This window comes from Halorubrum amylolyticum (genome assembly GCF_004114995.1).
In the GTDB taxonomy this organism is placed as follows: domain Archaea; phylum Halobacteriota; class Halobacteria; order Halobacteriales; family Haloferacaceae; genus Halorubrum; species Halorubrum amylolyticum.
Genome location: NZ_SDJP01000042.1, coordinates 1 through 21,239 on the forward strand (window position 1 = coordinate 1; position 21,239 = coordinate 21,239).

The window sequence follows — 21,239 nt, forward strand, 5'->3', positions numbered from 1 at the left end:
CCGAGGAGCGCGAGCGCCGCGATCGCGACGACCGCCGCGCGCCCCGTCCGCGGGGCGCCCCGAGCGGCGAGCCGCGCGCGGAGCCGGGAGAGCCCCCGCCCGCCGGCGATGACGGCGACGCCGCCGAAGATCGACAGCGGGACGAGGAGATCGAAGTGGTAGAACGGCCCGAAGCCGGCGACCAGCCCGTCGGTCGGGTCCGAGAACGTCGCGAGGAGGTTGTTCGTCCCCCAGAAGAAGAGGTTTCCGACGACGACGGAGCCGACGACGCCGGAGAGCAGGAGCCCGGCGGTGCGCTCGAAGCGGCGGCCGGCGGTCACGCCGTCGCCGTTGTCGCGGCCGGCATCGCCGTCACCGCTCCCGTCGGCGACCCCGACCGCGCGCCGTCCCGACAGCCACCGCCTCGCGGCCAGCCCGCCGCCCGCGAGCGCGAGCAGCGTGCCGAGCGGCCCGGCGACGATCCAGCGCGTCGCGAGGTACCACAGCGCGTACCCGTTCGAGCGGAGCGCCAGTTCCGGCGTGTACTCCTCGGTGTGGCCGAGGATCTGGCGCTCGCCGAAGCCGGGGCCGTCCATCGGCGCGAACGCCTCGTACGGAAAGGTCAGCGGGGAACCGGTCATCCGGAGGTTGTACGCGAGGGTGACGCCGACGAAGAGGGTGCCGAAAAGCGCCGTGAGCCCGTGGCGACGGACCGAGCCGGGGAGCGGGAGCGGTGGAATTCCGGCGTCCAGAACCGCGGCGGCGACCCGACCGAGCGCGTGCAGGATGAACGGCGCCGCGAACAGGACCGCCGTGAACGGCCGGGCGAAGAAGGCGAGCCCGATCGCGACGCCCGCGAGCCCGGCGAGCGCGAGCGACCGGTCGCGGACGCTCCGGAGGTACGCGACCGCGAACAGCAGGTTCAGGAACGTCGTCGGCGCGTACGGGAGGAACACCGAGGAGGTGACGAGCGCCAGCGGCGAGGCCGCGAAGCAGACGGCGGCCGCGAGGCCGACGCGTCGGTCGAAGACGGTCGCGCCGAGCAGGGACACGAGCGCCGCGTTGCCGGCGGCGACGACCGCGAGCGTCACCCGCGGCTCGCCGAACAGCCACATCGAGACCGCGTACATCGCGGCGGGGACGGGGTTGTACTTCGGATAGAGCCGGCCGCCGTCCTCGATGAAGAACCACGGGTGGACGGCGTCGGCGAGCTCGCCCGCGTGGATCTCCAGTTGCCCGGAGAGCAGCAGCGCGGCCTGCGTGAGGTACACCCCTTCGTCGTGGTTGACGGAATGGCGCGCGAAGACCGTCGCGGCGATGACGAACGTGAGGACGCCGGTCGCGACGGCGACGAGGGCGGCCGCGAGCGTGAGGCGGTCCGCGCGGGCGATCCGGGCGCGGCCGCGGCTCGCGAGCCGGCGCACCAACCGGCGGAGACGACGAAAGCCGCTGGGGCCTGAGGGAGACGACACGGAGATGGATCGACGGGAGAGAGACCTAGACCTCGACGCCGGCCTCGCGCATGAGGTCGATGGTCGTTTCGAGGTCGGACAGATCCGTCAGGTCGATGTCGGGGACGTCGAGCTCGTCGATCGACGGCAGGTCGCCGACCGGCTCGACGTCGGGGATGAGGGGGTACTCGAACGTCGACCGGGCGAAGTAGTCCTGCGCCTCGGCCGACAGCAGGTGGCGGACGAAGTTCTCCGCGAGCGTCGCGTCGCTCGCCGTGTCCACGACCGCGGCGCCGGCGACGTTGAACACCGCGCCAGCGTCGCCGCTGGTGAACGCGGTGGCGATCGAGGCGTCGGGGTTGCCGTCGAGGACGCGCTGGATGTAGTAGTGGTTCGTGAACGCCGCGTCGATCTCGCCGTCGGCGATCCCCTGACAGGCGGCGAACTCGTTGTTGTACGGGGTGATACCCGACTCGACGACGGCTTCGAGCCACTCGCGGGTGGCCTCCTCGCCCTCGATGAGCCGCATTGCGGTGACGAACGCCTGACAGGAGCCGTAGGAGGGCGCCCACCCGAGGTCGCCGTCGAACTCTTCGGGGTACGCCATGATGTCGTCGGAGAGCTCGTCGTCGGAGAACGCCTCGGTGTTGTACGGGACGGTGCGCGCACGGCCAGACGTGCCGATCCACTGCTCGGTGGTGAACTCCGACCGGACCATGTCGGTGACCGCCGAGGAAAGCGCCTGCGTGCGGCCCTGATCGGCCAAGGCGCCGAGCGAGCCCGCGTTGACGGAGTAGAACACGTCGGCCGGCGACCCCTCGCCCTCGTTGGCGATCTGGTTCACGAGGTCGGTGGCGCCGCCGTACCGGATCGTCAGGTCGAAGTCGTCGTACAGGTCATCGATGTACCCGACGAGTTCGCCGACGAGGAACTCGCCGCGGCCGGAGTAGACCGTGAGCTCGCCCGCCAGGTCGGGCATCTCGGCCATCGGCGTGCCGCCGGGGGCCCCGCGCCCCTCGCGTCCGGAACCGATCTGTCCGATCGACGACTCGGCGCCGCCGTCGCCGCCGTCGCTGACGTTGCCTTCCTCGCCGTCGTTACCGTCGCCCATACACCCGGCGAGGCCGACGACGCCGACGCCCCCGGCCGCCGCCAGGAACCGCCGTCGGTCGACGCCGTCCTCGTCTCGTCCGTGTTCCGTCATGTGTTTTAGGCTACCCTAAATGGTCTTAGTGGTGTCGGTTCAGTCGTCCGCGGGCGCCGGCGTCCGACGGAGCGCGTCGAGGCAGTCGAGCCAGTCGCGCATGTGTTCGCCGACGTGGGTGAAGAACGCGCCGTTTCGGTACTCGTCGAACTCGCCGTCGGCGAGCCGGTCGGCCATCGCGTCGTAGACGGCGGCGTAGTCGTCGGCCTCGGCGCCCGCGTCGTCAATGAGCCCCCAGAGGTGCTCGTTGAGCTCCAGTCCGGCGACCTCGTTGTGGAGGTCGTCGAACGTCGAGCGGGCCGCCTTGTTGTGCTCGCACAGCGGGCCGCCGTTGTAGATCCGCTTGCCGAGCACGTCGCAGGCGCGCTTTAAGAATACGCCCGACCAGATGTCGTCGAACCGCCCCACCCCCCACTCATTGTCGTCCATCGGGAGCTGGTAGAACGCCGGGATCACCTCGCGGCGGAACGCGAGGTTCATCGAGCAGACCGTGAGGTAGTTGCCGCGGGCGGCGACGAAGTCGCTCCCGAAGTCGTCGGCGGTCGTCCGGGTCTGCGCCTGCCCCTCCAAGTCGCCGTCCATCAGGATTCGGACCGCGTCGAGGTCGGGTACGTTCGTCCACAGGCCCTGCGAGGCGACGACCTCCCCGGACTCGATCTCGACCGCGTCGGTCTCGACCGTCTCGTCCATCGCCGAGTACGGGTAGCCGCGGGGGTAGAGCCCGTGCTCGTCGGCGTTCCGGTAGAGGACGTTGACCCAGTGCTCGTCGGAGCTGACGGACTCGATCGCGCCCTCGAACGCGAGGTTCTCCATGTGGCGGCCGAAGTAGTCCTCGTCGTCGTGCGGGAGCGTGTCGTCGTCGATGAAGATCCCGTACTCGAAGGAGTCGTCGACCCACATGTAGAGGAGCCCGAAGCTCGTCTCGGCGTGGCTCGCGGCCGGGACGACGTGGCCGTACTCCGCGATATCGTTGGCCTCGTACCACTCCTCGCGGCGGCTGCCGTCGAACACCTCGCCCGAGACGTCGAGGTCGTCGAGCATGGCGCGCATCTCCTCGACATCACAGAAGTCCTCGGTGACGAGCACGAAGTGGAGCCGGGAGACGTCGAACCCGTGCTCCCGGGCGTTCGCGACGTACTCGCGGAGACACTCGTACTCGCGGATCGTGGGGACGATCACACAGATGTCCCCGCTCGCGTCTGCTGCGCGGCGTTCTTCCATACGCCGATGTTTTTAGGCTTGCCTAAAGGTTTGACGGTCCGGGGCTCGACGACTCGTCCTCGCCGTCGGGGTTCGCCGGCGAACCGTCGGCGGCGTTCCCGCCGTCAGACTTCCCGACGACGCTCCCCCCGTCGGTCTGTACCGAAGGGGTCGCCTCTCCGTCTCCCGCGGGGCCGGCCGTCGGCGAGAGGCCGGGCGCGAGCGCGGCGACCCCGCCGCCGCCCAGCGTGACGGCGTTCTTCAGCGCGTGGTCGAGGATCGCCGCCGCGAGCGCCGTCTCGACGGGCAGCCCCGTCGCGCTCACGACGAGTCCGGTGAACGCCGCCTCGTACAGCCCGATCCCGCCCTGCGAGAGCGGGAGCACCTTCGCGAGGTTGCCGACGCTGACCGCGAGCGTCCCGACGACGAGCAGCGTCGGCGTCGGGACGAACCCCCCCACTCCGCCCGTGAGCGCGGCGAGCACGAGGACGGCCGTGAGGACGTCGAGCGCCCAGACGACGGCGCTCCAGAGGAACACCGCACCGAGGCGTCGGGGGTCGGCGGCGACGACCCGAACCGACGAGCCGAACCGGACGGCGGCGTCGACGGCCCGCGAGAGACGCGGCCGGGCGACTCGGGCGCGGAGCGCGGGGCCGAACCGCCGGTCGCTCCGGGCGACCGCGACGGCCGCGGCCGAGAGAATCCCGGCGACGGCGGCGATGCCGGCCGCGGCCGCGAGGGCGGTCGACGGCGCGACGGCGCCGACCGACTCGCCCGACCCGGGCGACCGACCGGTCAGGAGCAGGACCCCGAGCGCGACGCCTCCGAGGACGCCGATAGTCACGAGGTCGAACGCGCGCTCGACCGCCAGCGACGCGACGCCCGCCGGGTACGGAACGTCCCGACGCACCTTGAGCAGATACGCGCGAACCCCGTCGCCGGCCCGCGCCGGGATCACGAGGTTCGCGGTCTGGCTCGCGAACACCGTCGCCGTGAGGAACCCGACCCGACACCGACGGCCCATCGCCGCGAGCACGTCGCCGTACCGGCGGCCGCGGACCGGCCACGAGAAGACGTAGATCACGAGCGCGGCGCCGAGAAGCGTCGGGTCCGCCGCCGTCACCGCTTCGACGACCGCGTCGGCGTCGAGGGTTCGAACCGTGACGGCGACGCCGACCGCGAGAACGACGACCGTCCCGACGACCGTGAGCCGCTCCCGCGAGAGGCGGCCTCGGACCCGATCTCGAACGCCGCCGCCAGTCATCGGCCTGTTGTCGTTCGACGGCGTTCGAGGGTGCGTTCGGCGTGCATACGTTGATTTAGGCCAACCTAAAGAACAAAAGGCTGACGGTCCGTATCGCTCCGTCGGCGCCCGAACAACGACCCGGACGGCGTGATCTGACCGCCGGGTTCGGCTTTAACTCGCTCCGGCGCGAACGACCCTGCGATGCGCGCCACGTTCGAGACGCTCGCCGTCGCCCTCCTCGTCGGAACCGCACAGCTCGCGCTGCGCGTCGTCGACCTCGCCGGGATCGTCGCGCTGTCGACGCCGGTTACCGTCGCGCCGTGGACGGTCGTCACCAGCGTGTACGCGCACGGGTCGATCGGTCACCTGCTGGCGAACGCGCTCGCGCTGCTCCTCGTCGGCCCGCTCGTCGAGCGCCGGACCACCCGCGTCCGGTTCCACGCGTTCGTGGCCGGAACGGGGTCGCTCGCCGGGATCGCGCAGGTGACGCTCGGCGGACTGCTCGGCCCGTCGCCGGCCGTGTTGGGGTTGAGTGGCGCCGTCTTCGCCCTCGGCGGCTACCTCCTCGCGGGCAACGTCGTGAGCGCGACGCTGTTCGACCGGCTGCGGCTCTCCGCCCGGACGCAGTTCGCGCTGTTCGGACTGGCGGCCATCCTCCTCACCGCGACGACCGCGGCGCCCGGCGTCGCGCTGATCGCCCACGCGACCGGCGCGTTCTGCGGGCTCGTCGCCGGACGCGCGCGGCTGCTCGACGTGCGGTAAACGCGGGCGGAACAGGCGGCCGGAACCGCCGGACTGCGCCTCCGCTGGGCGCGTCGAAAAACGAAAGGGGTGAAAGAGAAACGCCCTAGCGCTCAGTCTTCGAGAACGATCTCGATGCTGACGTCGTTCGGCACTTGGACGCGCATGAGCTGGCGGAGCGCGCGTTCGTCGGCGTCGATGTCGATCAGACGCTTGTGGACGCGCATCTCCCAGTGCTCCCACGTCGCCGTCCCCTCACCGTCCGGGGACTTGCGCGACGGGATCTCGAGCGTCTTCGTCGGCAGCGGGATCGGGCCCGACAGGGCGACCCCCGTCGAGTCCGCGATCTCGCGGACGTCGTCGCAGATGTCGTCGAGGTCCTCGGGGCTCGTGCCGGCGAGGCGGACGCGTGCCTGCTGCATCGATTATCGCTCGTTGACTTCGAGCACCTTGCCGGCCGCGATGGTCTGACCCATGTCGCGGATGGCGAAGCTGCCGAGTTCCGGGATCTCGCCGGACGGCTCGATGCTGAGCGGCTTTTGCGGGCGCACGGTGACGACCGCGGCGTCGCCGGACTTGATGAAGTCCGGGTTCTCCTCGGCGACCTCGCCCGAGGACGGGTCGATCTTCTGATCGATGGACTCGATCGTACAGGCGACCTGCGCTGTGTGGGCGTGGAAGACGGGCGTGTACCCGGCCGTGATGACGCTGGGGTGCTGCATGACGACGACCTGCGCCTTGAACGTCTCGGCGACGCTCGGCGGGTCGTCGGCCGGACCACAGACGTCGCCGCGGCGGATGTCGTCCTTGCCGATGCCGCGGACGTTGAACCCGACGTTGTCGCCGGGCTCAGCCTTGGGCACTTCCTCGTGGTGCATCTCGACCGTCTTCACTTCGCCGCCCACGTCGGACGGCTGGAAGGAGACGTTGTCGCCGGTGTTGAGAATCCCGGTCTCGACGCGTCCCACGGGGACGGTCCCGATGCCGGAGATGGTGTAGACGTCCTGGATCGGCAGGCGGAGCGGCGCGTCCGTCGGCGGCTCGGCCCCCGGCAGGTTGTTGAGCGACTCCAGCAGGGTGGGGCCGTCGTGCCAGTCGGTGTTCTCGGACGCCTCGGCGACGTTGTCGCCCTCGAACGCCGAGATCGGCACGAACGTCGTGTCGTCGGTCGCGAAGCGGACCTGGTTGAGCAGGTCCTCGACCTCGTCGATGACCTGCTTGTAGGAGTCCTCGCTGTAGTCGACGAGGTCCATCTTGTTGACGCCGATAATGAGCTCGTTGATACCCAGCGTGCGGGCCAGGAACACGTGCTCTCGGGTCTGGGGCGCGACGCCGTCGTCGGCTGCGACGACGAGCACCGCGTTGTCGGCCTGCGAGGCGCCCGTGATCATGTTCTTCACGAAGTCACGGTGGCCCGGACAGTCGACGATGGTGAAGTAGTACTCGTCGGTGTCGAACTCCTGGTGGGCGATGTCGATCGTGACGCCGCGCTCGCGCTCCTCGGCGAGGTTGTCCATCACGTAGGCGAACTCGAAGCCGCCCTTGCCCTTCTCTTCGGCTTCCTCGCGGTGCTGCTCGATTACGTGCTCGGGGACGCTCCCCGTCTCGAAGAGGAGGCGACCCACGAGCGTGCTCTTGCCGTGGTCGACGTGGCCGATGATGGCCAGGTTCTGGTGCGGTTTGTCACTCATGGGGTAATCACGCGCTAAGGCGCTCTGTGAGTAAGTTTCGGTAGATTCCACTAAAACGGTTTCGATACGGGCCACAGACGATCGCGATGCTGTCGGGCGATTCTCGACAACGCGGGGCACGCCACACCGCCGCACGGAGGCGGCGGTTGACCGGCGGGAGGCGTCGATCGACGGGTCGACTACTCCAGCCGACCCACGTCCCCGAGCACCGCGCTCGCGGTCTCCGGGCCGCCCGCGCCCCGTCCGGAGATGTTGAGCCGACCGGCGTGGGTGGTCTCGATCTGGACGATGTTCTGCGTCCCGGAGACCGCGAGCGTCCCGTTCTCAGGGACGAGCCGCGGTGCGACCCGGACCGTCTCGCCCGTCGCCTCGCCGATGAGCCTGACCGTCCGGCCGTCCTCGGCGGCGAGTCGGAGCGCCGAACCGGGCACGTCGCGGATTCCCTCCACGTCGGCGTCGTCGAGCGTGAACTCCCGGGCGTCCGCCGGGTCGTCTGCCGCGCCGAACGAGAGCACGTTCGCGAGGATGACGCACTTCAGCGCCGCGTCGGTGCCGTCCACGTCGAAGGAGGGGTCGGCCTCGGCGACGCCGAGGTCCTGCGCCTCCGCGAGCACGTGGTCGTAGTCGAGCCCCTCCGCGGCCATCCGCGTGAGGATGAAGTTCGCCGTCCCGTTGAGCACGCCCCGGACCGCCGTGACGTGGCCCGGTTCGATGTCCTCGACGGTCGACACGGCCGGGATCGCGCCGCCGACCGTGGCCTCGAACCGGATCTCGCCGTCGCTGTCGCCGACGGCTGCCCGCAGGTCGCCGAACCGCTCCGCGACCGGCCCCTTGTTCGCGAGCACGGCGTGGCGGTCGCGCTCCAGCGCGGTTCGGACGTGCGAGAAGCCGGGCTCGGCGTCGCCCAGCGTCGTGGGCGTCGCCTCCACGAGGGCGTCGTAGTCGGCCGCCAGCGCGTCTTCGGGGTCGTCGTCGCCGACGATCCCGCGTTCCGCCTTCCGGGCGACGACCGCGTCGGGGTCGACGCCGCGGCTTCCGTCCCCGCCCCGGCCGCCCGTCCCGTCCGCGACGACCGCGCTCGACGAGTCCGCGACCGCGACGACCTCGTGGCCGTACTCGCTCGCCAGATCGACGACGGAGCGCCCGACCGCGCCGGCGCCGACGACGGCGAGTCTCACGCCTCCACCCCCGTGAGCGGCTCGACAAGCCGCAGGTCCTTCTCGGCGGCCAGCTCCCGGACCGCCGCGAGCGCCGCCGACGTCTCCCCGGCGCGGGCCTCAAGGCGGAGCCGGGCGCTCGACGACTCCTCGGTCCCCTGCGGCGCCGCCAGCGAGACATCGGCGACCGACGCCGACTCGCAGGCCTCGATCCGCGAGAGCGTGTCCGACAGGTCCGTGTCGATGAGGTGACCGAACAGCAGGATGGTCACCTCCTCGGCGTACCGCTCCGTCCCCGCCTGCATCACGTTCACGCCCTCGCTCCGGAGGGCCTCGACGATCCCCTCGAACCGCTCCGGGGTCGCCTCGAAGTCGACCTCGACCGGAATCCGACCGCGGGGCGTCTTGTTCCCCCGCTCGTGGTAGATCGAGAGGAGGTTCCCCCCGTTGTCGGCGATCGGGTGGAGCGCGGCGAGCAGCTGTCCCGGTTCGTCGACGAGTTCGAGCCGCACGGTGTGCGTCGACGGCGTCGCCGAGGCGTGGCCGCCGTCGGGGGTCGCATCCTCGCCGTCCGCCGCTTCCTCGGGCACGCCGTCGCGGGCGTCGCTCACGCCGCCACCTCCGCGCCGGCGTCGGCTGCGTCGTCCGCGGCGTCGGGACCACCGACGCCCGAGCGGTCGGTCGCCGGCGGAGTCACGGTCGCTGCGACCGACGCCATGGTCGCGGTCCGGCACGGTCCTGTCGGCGGCGCGGAGCGGTCGCTTGCTGGCTCCGTCGCGATGCACCGAGCGGGAGTCGTGCCCGTCTGCATACCCGAAAGGAGTCGGGGGATCAGGTATAAGCCTTCGGCGATGGCAGGCGTTGCCTCGCTTCCGTCCGTGTGAACTCACGGCACAGGGGCTGGCGAGGTTGAATCGATGGGACGGGAAGCAGAAGTGAGCGAAGAACGCGAGAGAACGACGGAGACCGCCAAAACCGCAAACGACCGCGACCGCGGACCGCGTCGTCGACTTAGAAGTAGTCGATCGACTGCGGCAGTTCCAGCTTCATCCCTTTGCGCTCGCGGATCTCCATGATCTTCTCGCGCTGGAGGTTGTCGACGAGCACGCGGAAGCCCGCGTTCTCGGTGTTCCACGAGGCGCGGCCCTCGGTGGCCGAGCGGATGTCGGAGGAGAACCCGATCATCTCCTCGACGGGCGCGATGCCCTCGACGACCATGAGGTCGCCCTCCTGGTACATGTCGTCGACGCGGCCGCGACGACCCTGAATCTCGCCGGACGCGGCGCCCATGTGCTCCGAAGGCACGTCGATCCGGACGTCTTGGATCGGCTCCAGCAGGCGGACCTCGCCGTCGATCAGCGAGCGGTGGACCGCGTCGCGGACCGCGGGAATCACCTGCGCCGGACCGCGGTGGATGGTGTCCTCGTGGAGCTTCGCGTCGTGGAGGCGGAACAGCGACCCCTGGACCGGCTCGGCGGCGAGCGGCCCGTCGTCGAGCGCTTCCTGCAGACCCTCCAAGACGAGCTCCATCGTCTCGTTGAGGTGCTGAATCCCCTTCGTGTCGTCGATGAGGATGTTGGTCCGGTGGATCGACTCCACGTTCTGGGAGGTGTCCTTGTCCATGCCGGCCTCCTGGAGCGCCTCGCGGCGCTCAAGCTCGGGCATGTCCATCGAGACCTCGCCGAGCTGGATGGCGTCGACGATATCCTGGTCCATCGGCTCGACGGTGATGTAGAACTTGTTGTGGCGGTTCGGCGACTGCCCCTCGACCTCGCGGGACGCCTCCTGCGGCTGCTCGCGGAAGACCACGATCGGTTCGCCCGTGATGACCGGGATGCCCTGGTTGTCGCGGATCCGCTGGGTGATCACTTCGAGGTGGAGCTCGCCCTGCCCGCTGATGAGGTGCTCGCCCGTGTCCTCGTTGATCTCGATCTGGATCGTCGGGTCCTCCTTGGCGACCTGCTGGAGCGTCTCGATGAGCTTCGGCAGGTCGTCCATGTTCTGCGCCTCGACGGACTTCGTGATGACCGGCTCGGAGATGTGCTCGATCGACTCGAACGGCGTCATCTCGACGGAGGAGACGGTGGAGCCGGCGATGGCGTCGCGCAGGCCGGTGACCGACGCGATGTTCCCGGCCGGGACGTGTTCCACTTCCTCGCGCTCGGACCCCATGAAGAGCCCGACGCTCTGGATGCGGTTTTTGCCGGCGGTCCCGGAGACGTACAGCTCCTGGCCCTTCTCCAGCGTGCCGGAGAAGACGCGGCCTGTCGCGATTTCGCCCGCGTGCGGATCCATCGAAATGTCGGTGACCATGAAGACGACATCGCCGTCCTCGTCGACGAGCTGCATCCCCTCGGCGAGCTCGGAGTCCGGGTCGCCGCGCCAGATGCGCGGGACACGACGGGGCTGGGCGTCGACCGGGTTCGGGAAGTGCTCACAGACCATGTCGAGCACGACATCCGAAAGCGGCGTGCGCTCGTGAAGCTCGTCGCGCTTGTCGTTCTGTTCGAGCTCCATGATGTCGCCGAAGTCCATGCCGGTCCGCTGCATCGACGGCATCGAGACGCCCCACTTGTACAGTGCGGAGCCGAATCCGACCGTCCCGCCCTCGACGGAGACGGTCCAGTCCTCGGGGATGTCGTCCATGTTCTCGGCCATCCCGCGGATGAGCTCGTTGACGTCGGCGATGACCGACATCAGCCGCTCCTGCATCTCCTGAGGTCCCTCCTGAAGCTCGGAGATGAGGCGGTCGACCTTGTTGATGAACAGCGCCGGCTTCACGCCCTCGCGGAGCGCCTGCCGGAGCACCGTCTCGGTCTGGGGCATCGCGCCCTCGACGGCGTCGACGACCACCAGCGCGCCGTCGACGGCGCGCATCGCGCGGGTGACGTCCCCACCGAAGTCGACGTGGCCCGGCGTGTCGATGAGGTTGATGAGGTGGTTGGTGTCCTCGTACTCGTGGGTCATCGAAACGTTCGCCGCGTCGATGGTGATTCCGCGCTCCTGCTCGTCCTCCTTGGTGTCCATCGCGAGCTGCTCGCCCGCGGTGTCCTCGGAGATCATGCCGGCACCGGCCAGCAGGTTGTCGGAGAGCGTCGTCTTGCCGTGGTCGACGTGGGCGGCGATGGCGATGTTCCGGATGTGCTCCGGGTTGTCCATCAGCCGCTCGCACTCTTGAACGATCTTCTTGCGTCGGCCCATTATACCGCTTGTTACCGAAAGGAGGGTCAAAAGGGTAGTGTTTCGTCTCGGCCGTTTCGACCGGATCACCCGCGATCACCGCCGTTTTCGTGCTGATCGGTCGCACGATCGGAAGGGGTCGATCAGAGCACGATCGGAAGGGGTCGATCAGAAAGCGATCCCTCGTGCGCATCCGCGTCTATTTAAGTGATCGCTCGGAAACGGAGGCGTATGAACGAGACGCTCTCACGGCTCGTCGACAGCGGCGTCGTCGCGGTGCTGCGCGGGGTCGAGGCCGACCAGCTGATCGAGATCACGGAGGCGCTCCGCGAGGGCGGCGTCACCGCAGTCGAGATCACGGCCGACACGCCCGACGTGGCCGAGAAGCTCGGCGAGGTCGCCGGCTCCTTCGACGAGGAGGTCGTCGTCGGCACCGGGACGGTCCTCGACAGCGAAACCGCCCGGACCACGCTGATGGCCGGCGCGGAGTTCGTCGTGTCGCCGAGCCTCCACGAGGACGTGATCGAGACGTGCAACCGCTACGGCGCCGTCAGCGCGCCCGGCGTGATGACGCCGACCGAGGCGATCCGCGGCTACGAGGCCGGCGCCGACTTCGTGAAAGTGTTCCCCGCGAAGACCGTCGGACCGGCCCACCTCGGCGCGATGAAGGGACCGCTCGGCCAGATCCCGATGATGCCGACGGGCGGCGTCGGCCCCGACAACGCCGCGAAGTACATCGACGCCGGCGCGTTCGCGGTCGGCGCGGGCGGCGCGCTCGTCGACTACGACGCCGCCGCGCGCGGCGACTACGACGAGATCACCGAGACCGCCCGCGAGTTCACGCGGGTCGTCGAGGAAGCGCGCGACGACGGCTGAGGCGTCCGGCGGCGACTGCGCGGACCGCCCGCCGCCGGCCCGCGAGGTGCGTGGCTTTTTCCGGGACCGCGTCGTAGCCAGCGTCGATGATCGTGGCACACGCCGCGTTTCCGATCGAGCCGGACAGACTCGACGAGGCGCTCGACCACGCGGAGACGCTGGTCGACCGATCGAACGAGGAAGACGGGATGATCGAGTACCGGGCGGCGACGGACGTCGAGGACGGGGCGACGCTCCGCTTTTTCGAGCGGTACGAGGACACGGCGGCGTTTGAGGCGCACACGCAGACGGACCACTTCCAGGCGTTCGCGGCGGCGCTACCGGACCTGCTCGCCGGGAAGCCGCAAGTGACGCGGTTCGAGGTGGAATCGGCGACCGAGGTCGAACTGTAGCGCGGCGATCGCGGTCGAAGGCGCGGCGATCGGCGGTGGCTCCCCGGAGGCGCCCCGACGAGCCACTCGCGTCACATGAAGTCCGCGATGCCCGACTGCTTGTTGGTGTCGTCTTCGAAGATCGACTCTAACGACTGGTCTAACACCTTCAGCCGCTGTTTCGTGTAGGGCCGACAGCCGAACCGGTCGGCGACCTCGATGGCGGTGTCGACGTACTTGTTCACCGACCCCTCGTGGACGGTGAGGTTCACCCGCCCGCCGCACTCGCGACACTCCCCCGACAGCGGCATCCGCCGGTACTTCTCGCCGCAGTCGAGACACCGCGTCTCCTGCCGCGAGAACGCCCGGAGATTCCCGATGATGTCCGGCAGGAAGTGGTACTCGATCACGCGCTCGGCCACGTCGGTCTCGTCGACCGCGCGGAGCTTCCGGGCCAGCTCCAGCTGGGCGTCCATCTTCTCCATCATGTCGCCGAGCGTCTTGTACGCCGACAGATCCGGCCCCATTGCGATGTCCGTCGTGTCGTGGGTGTGGCCGAACCCGTGGTACTCCTCGTCGGTCCCGAGCGTGTCCTCGCCGATCTGGATCAGCTCCTCGACCGACTCCGGATCGGCCATCTCCAGCGTCGCGTCGTAGAACTCGCGAGGGTACTCCCGCGCGATGTCGACGTTGTGCGCCTCGTCGTCGATCTCCGACGGATCGATCCGTGAGGACATCACGAGCGGCGCGTCCATGCGCCCGCCACGCTGGTCCGGAAGGAAAGTCTTCGAGAAGTTGAGAAGTCCGTCCATGAGAAGCATGACGCAATCCTCGTCACCGTCACATTGCTCTACCGACACATCATTTGCTATCAATGAATGCGTTTCCTCGACAGTGAGACAGTACACGTACTCGACATCACTCCTGACGATCTCGATCTGATCGACATTCTCGATCGAATACTCACCGGATCCACCGTCCGACACCGTCGACGCATAGGGATCGACAGCTGAGACGTTCTCCGTCAGCCGGTTATCCTTCCGAGAGAGATGGAATCCGGCAATCTCCGAAAATCGAACGGCATCTTGCGACGAGACGGCGATTACGTACGTCTGAGAAGTCAGCCGCATGTCGCTCTCATCGTAGAACTCGGGGAATTTCTCGTGGAGTAAGACACGCTTCGGTCGGTCGACAGTCGCGTGGACGTTCAGTCGTCGGAGAAGCGCGAGCAGGTCTTCCCGAAGCTCTTCACTTACGGTTGTGGCCGTGACCCGGAGCGATCCCTTATCAACTGCGCCGTCACCGCTAAAGTACCCGCTCAGGTACGCACCGACGATCGCTTGGGGTGCGTCAAAGATGAAGTCGGGGACGCGTTTCGTCTCTGCGTACACGCCGGCATCGAGCACCGAATCGAAGAAGGAACGCAGGAGACGACCGGATACGGTGACCTTCGCGTGATTCTCCTCGTACGGGTCGACGCCAAACTCATCGCGCAGAACGTCGAGGAAGAACTCCCTCGCTTCCGCTTCGGTTCCGCAGATGGTCGTCTGGTGGATCGTCCCCTTCGGCGTTTCCTGTTCGCGAGCGAATCCCTCGGCCGCGTAGTAGCCGAGTAGCGTCGCGACCCGCTGATTGAGTTCGACAACTCGATCGGTCTCGGTTCGATCGCGTTTCATTCCGAGCGTTACGTCGTCGGGAACGAACGCGAGGAGGTCGTCGATCGAGGAGAAGCACCGCTGTAAATACGACGCCGGGAAACTCTCCCGGTACAAGTAGTTACTCAGCGTCTTCTTGTTCGTGTCGAACACCTCCGTCATACTCTTGAGCGGATAGAACCGTCCCTCCCAGTCGTCCGCGAAGGTGTCCTCGAAGAGTTCGTACAGCCGATCTTTGTCTAGACCCTTGATCATGAGGCGGTCGGTCGGGACCGCTTCGGATCGGATGAACTCGGCGAGCAGATCGAACTGCTGTTGGCTCCGACCGGAGTCGCCGCTCCCGATCGAATCCGGAACAACCAGTTTGTCGGCCGTGTCGAGATCCCGTGCGTCCCTACTGACGATCTCGTCCTGTTCGCCGTCGTATACGTGGATGCCGTGATCCGGAGTGACAGTTATCGAGCGACCAGACACCGTACGGATCTGTACCATGTGATCCGGGGCTTCGTGTTTGCTGACCGCCTCTACCGGACGAGAGACGCGCTCTCCATCAGCAGTTACCGCGGGCACGGACAGCCCTCCGTCGACTCCCTCCAACTCGCCAATCGCTGTCCCGAAGTCGTCGAACTCGACATCGGACTGATCGAGGTACGTCTCGACGAAATCATCGATCTCGTCGTATCGCAGACTGCCGGTCTCGTCCTCGTACCAGATCTTCGTCTCCGGGTGGAAGCAGTTCCTCCGTTTCGCGGCGTGAAAGTACGGATGGGCGTACCCGACGGCGGCCGAGGTGAACCCGACCACCCTCCCGACGGTCGCGGCGCTCGTGTGCGGGGCCATCCCGAAGACGAGCTCGCCGACGAGTTCGTCGCGCTCGTTGACCTCGTAGAAGCGGTCGAGCCCGTAGTACTGCTCCAAGAGGTCGTCGACGAAGTCCGCGGTCTTGAGCATGTGCTCGGCGGCGCCGTCGGAGAGGACGATGTCCTGCACGCGGAGCTCCACGAGCTGGTCGTCGTGGCGCAGCGGCTCGCCGTCGATGTCGGTCTCGTAGCCGATTTCCCGGAGGTGATCGGCGGTGATGTCGAGCTCCTCCGGGCGGACCGACGTGACGGGGAGGTCGGTCATGTCGTAGCGGACCGTTCCGTCCTTGAACGACGTGACGCCGTTCTTCGCGCGGAGGATTCCCTTCTCGATCGGCTCGGGGGTCTTGTTCCGCGAGGTGAGACCCTGAACGCCCTTCAGGATCTCGAAGGCGGACTCCCGCTCGCCGACGTTTTCGAGTGCAGAGCGGTACGCGTCGTTGAGATCGACCTCCCGGTAGGTCGCCGCGGTCACCTCCCACTCGCAGCGCGGGCACTCGACGCGGCCGGCCTCGTCGGGCTCGCAGACGGTGCCACAGCCGCCGCACTCGTAGTGGAGGTCGGTGGGGACCTCGCATTCTTTGCACCGGGCCCGATACGTGTGCTCGTCGCACTCGGGACAAACGCGGTCGGAGACCTCCACCTCCAGCCGTCCACGGTGCCCCGAGTCGTCCATGACGCTCGCGGCCTCCGCCACGTCGCGCTGGGGGCCGCCGGCCTCGTTGATCGGAAACAATGTGTGGACCGCCGGCGAGAGGTCGCGGCTCTCCGACTTCTCCGGGCGACCCATCCGGTTGCCGATCCGGGTCGGCGCGCGCTCGCGAACCTCGAAGGGGGCGACCTCGTCGACGGCCTTCACCGCGTTCTCGCCGTCGTCCCATTCGCGGGCCGCCGCCGAGAGGTCGTCGGCGCCCCACTCCTTCCGGAGCCCGTCGTCGACCCCGAGCGAGCGCGCCAGGGGGCGCCACGTCGGGACCCGGAGCGCGTCGGGCGTCGCGACGTGCTCGACCAGCAGCGACTCCAGCGCGTCCCGCGTCGTCTCCGTGCGCTCGATCGCGAGGACGCCCTCGACCACGTCGCCGGCGGCGACCGCGTCGGCGAGCGCCTCGAACGCGTCGACCGACACGTCGTGCCAAAGGTAGGTGTACTCCGGGTGGAGCGGACAGTCGTACTCGCGCGCCCACGCGAGCGCCTCGTCGACAGCGGGGTGTTCGAGGTCGACGTGCGGGTCGTCTTCCATGGCCTGCACGTCGGCCCCGGCGGCCTCGAACTCCTGGACCCACCACTCGTAGACGTACGAGGCGGGCGCGAGCGGGTGGTTGTTCTCGACGAACTCGCCGTAGTTGACGAGGTACTCGCCGAGGTCGAGCACCTTCTCGACGCCGTTCCGGATCTCCTTCGCCTCCTCGGGGTCGTCGATCCGCCGGACTTCGCCGTTCGCGAGCCGGACCGTCGGTCCCTCGATGGAGTCGACGGGGACGACTCCGTGGGCCTTCCCCGGACGCTCCGTCTTGATCTGGGTGCCCGCCGCGAGGAAGTCGTCGACGAGGTGCATCGTCGCCGGGTGGACGCCCCCGGTCGCGAACCCGTGGTTGCGCGCGCGACCGTATCGGAGCCGGAACCCGCCCGCCTCGCTCGGGTGGGTGAACACGGGCCGCCCCGCGATCAGGTCTCGGAGGAACTTCTGGGAGGACTTCGCGCGGAGGGGGCCGTCGGGCTCAGCCGCCTCCGAGTCGTCGTCATCCGGACCGACTCCATCGCTCTCGTCGCTCTCGCCCTCGGCGTCCGCCTCCGAGTGGGCGTCGTCATCACCCTCCGCGCCGGCGTCCGCGGCGGCCTCGTCGCTCTCCCCGCCTCCGTCTTTCCCGATCGTCCCGTCGATCAGGTCCTGGAGCCACGGCCAGTCGACCTCGTCGAGGTCGCGGGTGTACCGCTGGATCTTCGGGGCTTTCAGCGCGATCCCCTCGGCGGCGACGAGACACATCCCGCCGCGCGCGGAGTTGGTGTCGACCCGTTCGAGGTCGCGGAACCCGGAGACCTCCTCGTCGCCCGTCGCCTCCCCGTCGAGCATGACGGGCATGTGCTGGGCGATAAACTTCGACTCCTTGTCCTTCGGGGTGTACTGGAGCCCCGTCTCCTTGTCGTAGAGGGCGATCTCCTCGGCGTAGCGCTCGACCTCCACGTCGCGGGGTTTGTACTCGTCGATGTCGAGCAGCGACCGGGCGTAGTCGGCGACGAGCACGGACAGCGCCTGCGCGGTCCCGCCCGCCGACCGGATCGGACCGGCGTAGTAGACGTTGACGAACTCCGTGCCGTCGTCGTTCTCCAGCAGCTCCACGCGGTCGATCCCCTCGATCGGCGCGGCGACGACCCCCTCGGTGAGCAGCGCGACCGCGGTCCGGACCGCGCCCTCGACCTTGCCGGCCCGGGAGTCGTAGTCGCCGACGGTCCCCTCGACGAAGTCGGTGACGAGTTCCAGCGCCGCCTCCTCGCGGGACATCTCGCCTTCCAGCTCGCGGACGCGCTCGGCGACCCCGTCGATCCCGAGGATGTTCTCGACGCGGTCGGCCATGTCACGGGCGATCGGGATCTCGATCTCCGGTTTCGGGTCGTGGCCCTGCTCTTTGGCGGTCTCGGCCACGTCCCACGCCTCGTCGAGCCGGTCTTCGATCAAGGCGAAGTAGCGCTCGTCGTCCGGCCTCATCGCCGCGCGCTCCGCCTCAGAGCCATAGGTCGAGGTCGGTGGCAGCGTCGTGAGAGCGCTCCAACGGCTCCGCGAACGCACGCAGGTGACACTCGCCGGCCCAGACCGTCGCGGAGTCGAGGTGCCCCGCGAGCGCCTGCCCGCTCGGCCGCGACAGCACGACGTGCGTGTGCGCGAACACGTCGCCGTCGAGCAGCGAGACGTTGCCGACGCAGGACGCGACCTCCAGCGGCTCGTCGAAGGTCACCGACTGGTACTCGGTGTCGTCTTGGTCGTAGAACCACACCTCCGCGTCTTGTACGGCTCCAAGCGCCGTGAACCAGCCCGCCTCGACATCCTCCGCGCGAGCGAGGTCCTCGATCTCCTCTCGCCAGTCGGCGCCCGTCTCGAACCGCGCGACGTACTCCGCCGTCGGCTCGACTTCCCGATGGTGCATAGGAATCGTCCACGACCGCCGAGGGCAAAAAGCCTTCAGTCGCGCCGTGAGAGAGTTAAGTTGCGAACGACACGAAACGTTCACGGCTTCTTTTATTCACAACTAGGACCTAACAGAATGACTGAAAGAGCATATCAAAACCTACAGGGACGTGATTGAATTCTACTGGAAAATGTCTCAAAATAGATAACCTCTTACGCTGTGAGGAGTGTTCCTTCTTCCTCAAGTTCGGAGACCGATTTTTTCGCCCATTGAATTGCCTGCTGGTTTGTGTTTCGAATAACAGTTGAGATATGGTTCGTGTCTGAATAGATACCTATATACAGAATTTCGGCGTCAATCAAAAAGAGACTGTAGCGTGAAACCTCGATCCCCCTGTAGACAGCGTCACCAGATTCGATATGGGGGATGATACTACCGGGCTGATTGTCGAGAAGAACATCCAAAACGTCATTGCTCACGAACAGGGTGATATCGACTTCCCCGTTTGTACCCTGTTTTAGAATCTCGTCGATATGGGGGATCAGTATTTCTGTGGCTGCTACGATTTTCTCTCCGTTTCTGAGATCGTTGTTTAGCGGCTGTATCCTCTCGTATGGGGCGTAGTCGGGAGGTTGAAAGACAGATCCATCGAGAAAAATTGACTTGTCGAGACCTGCCTCAAGCGGGAGAGATGACAGTTCAGTACGGGTTTCTTTCAACATCTGGAATGAATTTCTGAACTCTTCACAGAGCTTATAGGTAGTCTAGCCAGCGTAGGTTGGCTTACAAACTCCGTTCACCCGTTCTACAAGATCGAGGTCTTCTAATTCTCGAACTGACCGGTCAATCGTGGGACGTGATTCAGAGAGATTCTCAACGAGCGTGCGTTTGTCCGGCTTACATTGGCAGATATATTCGAGGACGACTCGTCGTTTGAGGACAACATCAATAATGTTACTAGTGGAGGACACCATATATCATTCCAATACACTAACCAAAATTAATGTTGGGAATCTCTCAAATCATGATTTGATATTCACGAGAAGAACTGCTGATCGATGGGCAACGACACGAAAATCGGGTAAACAAGAACTTCTACTAGGCCATTCAAAGACGCAAAGGCTAGGGTACTGAACAAAAATGGCAGTCAGCAACCCTTGTCCACCGTACTCGTCTCCTCCTACCTGCTATGACTGGGAAGCTGGTCTGAAGAAGTGTACGGCAGACTCTACGATCAAACTGAAGAAGGATACAACGCCGAGCAAGCCGAGAGCACTCCTGATATCAGATTGTCAATGAAACTTCTAACGACAAAATTGCGGGCCCAAGGAGGTTCATCTTATACTGACTAGGGCGTCGCGAGCCTCTTCTTCAGATTCAAATTCAACTAAGTTGAATGTGGCTCTAGGAGGCCCCTGCGCTCCGCCAAGGAATGTCATTTCGACTCCGATATGATCTGTCTCGAAATCCTCAATAGCAGCTACATCGAGACGCTCTTCTTCATCACGGTATGTGTATTCCAAGGTGTAGTTACCCGGCTCCGGAGACCATTCCCCTTCTATTAGCCGAGTATTCTCCCTTTCAGCATGTGAGGTACCGTCTTGGCCAGTCTCTTGGAAACTTACAATATCAGAGTATGTCTGGCTAAAGACGTCTTCGCCGGACCGGGAGATACTAATTGATACATTGACACCCCGTGAGCTACCATTAGTGATGCTTAGAAACCACAACCGGTGCTCATTCTGTTGGACGAACCTCCCACAGCCAGCACTAACGGCAGCACATCCGACTGCTAACTGGCAAATTACTGATCTCCTCTTCATTGAAATAGTATTAGGTCCTTAGTCAGATAATATTTTCCGAAATACTGAAACTGGGTCAGTCTTTGGAAACCCCAGAATTGATCACTTGACCGTTCTTTGCTTCAAATTCCACAACTGGATCGAAAGAAGTGGTGTAAATAGGCCGTTTCGGCGGATCACGATCTGACGGCCTGCGATCTGGCGAGATCCGATCTTGACGCTGTTCAGACTGGATCCTTTGAATTCCATGTTCCGCCAACTCTTCTTCAGACATCTCATCGAACATGTCCATGTAAGGGGTGGTAGTTGCTGAGTATTGGGGAGGTTTTGGGAGGTCACCGGAGTCGGGGTATAAGTATACCCAAGCACCGACTTCCCCATTAATATTATCCTGGGCAGCAGAAAGAATATCCACCATTCCATCAGTACCCGGCTTCTGGTCGGCCGCGAAATTGACCGAATGTGAGCACTCATCCCGGCTAAATTCCCTATAATTGGCCTCGAATTCAATATGCTCCATCTTTTCGACATTAAAGTCCTCCTCTTGATACGCATCCATCACCTCTGATGCTGTCTTTGTAAAATCAGCTATAGCGCTAAGAGAGGTTAGAGCCTGTCATAGAATCCGTCTCATAGCTTGAGCTTCTCACGGCCCGGATTATTTCCCCGCTCAAAATTGGTAATAGCAACGACAATTCGGAGAC

19 protein-coding genes are annotated in these 21,239 nt (G+C 66.1%); 3 read left to right on the top strand and 16 right to left on the bottom strand.

Annotation, left to right across the window (positions count from 1 at the left end; all coding sequences use genetic code 11):
* From ESO89_RS16990 to ESO89_RS17005, 4 genes are all read right to left on the bottom strand, one after another.
* The coding region (locus tag ESO89_RS16990; protein WP_241686282.1) for an ArnT family glycosyltransferase at positions 1-1,403 on the bottom strand (1,403 nt) is incomplete at its 3' end.
* A gap of 73 nt (positions 1,404-1,476) precedes the next feature.
* The gene (locus tag ESO89_RS16995; RefSeq protein ID WP_128906618.1) at positions 1,477-2,634 is read right to left on the bottom strand and encodes an extracellular solute-binding protein; all 1,158 of its coding nucleotides are present in this window, start codon (positions 2,632-2,634) and stop codon (positions 1,477-1,479) included.
* A gap of 39 nt (positions 2,635-2,673) precedes the next feature.
* Positions 2,674-3,855, bottom strand: a complete 1,182-nt coding sequence (locus tag ESO89_RS17000; RefSeq protein WP_128906619.1) for an alpha-1 4-glucan-protein synthase — start codon at positions 3,853-3,855, stop codon at positions 2,674-2,676.
* 22 nt (positions 3,856-3,877) lie between these two features.
* Positions 3,878-5,098: a lysylphosphatidylglycerol synthase transmembrane domain-containing protein gene (locus ESO89_RS17005; protein WP_128906620.1), complete on the bottom strand. Its 1,221-nt coding sequence runs from the start codon at positions 5,096-5,098 to the stop codon at positions 3,878-3,880.
* A gap of 183 nt (positions 5,099-5,281) precedes the next feature.
* Between ESO89_RS17005 and ESO89_RS17010 the strand changes: the two genes are divergently transcribed.
* Positions 5,282-5,842 carry a rhomboid family intramembrane serine protease gene (locus ESO89_RS17010; RefSeq protein WP_128906621.1) on the top strand — a complete coding sequence of 187 codons (561 nt, stop codon included), beginning with the start codon at positions 5,282-5,284 and terminating at the stop codon, positions 5,840-5,842.
* 92 nt (positions 5,843-5,934) lie between these two features.
* On the opposite strand, the gene rpsJ is transcribed toward ESO89_RS17010, so the two are convergent.
* The 6 genes from rpsJ to ESO89_RS17040 form a co-directional block, all read right to left on the bottom strand.
* Complete coding sequence (gene rpsJ, locus ESO89_RS17015) at positions 5,935-6,243, bottom strand: 30S ribosomal protein S10 (protein WP_004048854.1); 309 nt, start codon at positions 6,241-6,243, stop codon at positions 5,935-5,937.
* Positions 6,244-6,246: 3 nt separating this feature from the next.
* Positions 6,247-7,512, bottom strand: a complete 1,266-nt coding sequence (gene tuf, locus ESO89_RS17020) for a translation elongation factor EF-1 subunit alpha (RefSeq protein ID WP_128906622.1) — start codon at positions 7,510-7,512, stop codon at positions 6,247-6,249.
* A 179-nt stretch (positions 7,513-7,691) separates the two neighbouring features.
* Positions 7,692-8,690, bottom strand: a complete 999-nt coding sequence (locus ESO89_RS17025) for a homoserine dehydrogenase (RefSeq protein ID WP_128906623.1) — start codon at positions 8,688-8,690, stop codon at positions 7,692-7,694.
* On the bottom strand, positions 8,687-9,280 hold the full coding sequence (locus ESO89_RS17030; protein WP_128906624.1) for an amino acid-binding protein: 594 nt from the start codon (positions 9,278-9,280) through the stop codon (positions 8,687-8,689). The genes ESO89_RS17025 and ESO89_RS17030 overlap by 4 nt, the downstream gene beginning before the upstream one ends.
* Positions 9,277-9,480 (bottom strand): hypothetical protein, encoded by a 204-nt coding sequence (locus tag ESO89_RS17035; RefSeq protein WP_128906625.1) that lies wholly within the window; start codon positions 9,478-9,480, stop codon positions 9,277-9,279. Before ESO89_RS17035 ends, ESO89_RS17030 begins: the two co-directional genes overlap by 4 nt.
* A 200-nt stretch (positions 9,481-9,680) precedes the next feature.
* Positions 9,681-11,870, bottom strand: coding sequence for an elongation factor EF-2 (locus tag ESO89_RS17040; RefSeq protein WP_128906626.1), 2,190 nt, complete (start codon positions 11,868-11,870; stop codon positions 9,681-9,683).
* Positions 11,871-12,080: 210 nt separating this feature from the next.
* On the opposite strand from ESO89_RS17040, the gene ESO89_RS17045 reads away from it, so the two are divergent.
* A complete protein-coding gene (locus ESO89_RS17045; RefSeq protein ID WP_128906627.1) occupies positions 12,081-12,725 on the top strand; it encodes a bifunctional 4-hydroxy-2-oxoglutarate aldolase/2-dehydro-3-deoxy-phosphogluconate aldolase in 645 nt (214 codons plus the stop codon).
* Between the two features lie 86 nt (positions 12,726-12,811).
* The gene (locus ESO89_RS17050) at positions 12,812-13,117 is read left to right on the top strand and encodes a putative quinol monooxygenase (protein ID WP_128906628.1); all 306 of its coding nucleotides are present in this window, start codon (positions 12,812-12,814) and stop codon (positions 13,115-13,117) included.
* A gap of 71 nt (positions 13,118-13,188) precedes the next feature.
* Here ESO89_RS17050 and polC read toward each other — a convergent pair whose 3' ends face one another.
* The 6 genes from polC to ESO89_RS17075 all read right to left on the bottom strand — a co-directional run bounded on the left by polC (position 13,189) and on the right by ESO89_RS17075 (position 21,094).
* Positions 13,189-18,315, bottom strand: a complete 5,127-nt coding sequence (gene polC, locus ESO89_RS17055; RefSeq protein WP_128906629.1) for a DNA polymerase II large subunit — start codon at positions 18,313-18,315, stop codon at positions 13,189-13,191.
* Positions 18,316-18,331: 16 nt separating this feature from the next.
* Complete coding sequence (locus ESO89_RS17060; protein WP_128906630.1) at positions 18,332-18,751, bottom strand: PPC domain-containing DNA-binding protein; 420 nt, start codon at positions 18,749-18,751, stop codon at positions 18,332-18,334.
* 194 nt (positions 18,752-18,945) lie between these two features.
* Positions 18,946-19,455, bottom strand: a complete 510-nt coding sequence (locus ESO89_RS17065; RefSeq protein ID WP_128906631.1) for a transcriptional regulator FilR1 domain-containing protein — start codon at positions 19,453-19,455, stop codon at positions 18,946-18,948.
* 42 nt (positions 19,456-19,497) lie between these two features.
* Positions 19,498-19,707 carry a hypothetical protein gene (locus ESO89_RS19555; RefSeq protein ID WP_449404952.1) on the bottom strand — a complete coding sequence of 70 codons (210 nt, stop codon included), beginning with the start codon at positions 19,705-19,707 and terminating at the stop codon, positions 19,498-19,500.
* A gap of 360 nt (positions 19,708-20,067) precedes the next feature.
* The gene (locus ESO89_RS17070; protein ID WP_128906632.1) at positions 20,068-20,556 is read right to left on the bottom strand and encodes a hypothetical protein; all 489 of its coding nucleotides are present in this window, start codon (positions 20,554-20,556) and stop codon (positions 20,068-20,070) included.
* A gap of 55 nt (positions 20,557-20,611) precedes the next feature.
* Complete coding sequence (locus ESO89_RS17075; RefSeq protein ID WP_128906633.1) at positions 20,612-21,094, bottom strand: hypothetical protein; 483 nt, start codon at positions 21,092-21,094, stop codon at positions 20,612-20,614.
* Positions 21,095-21,239 lie beyond the last annotated feature (145 nt).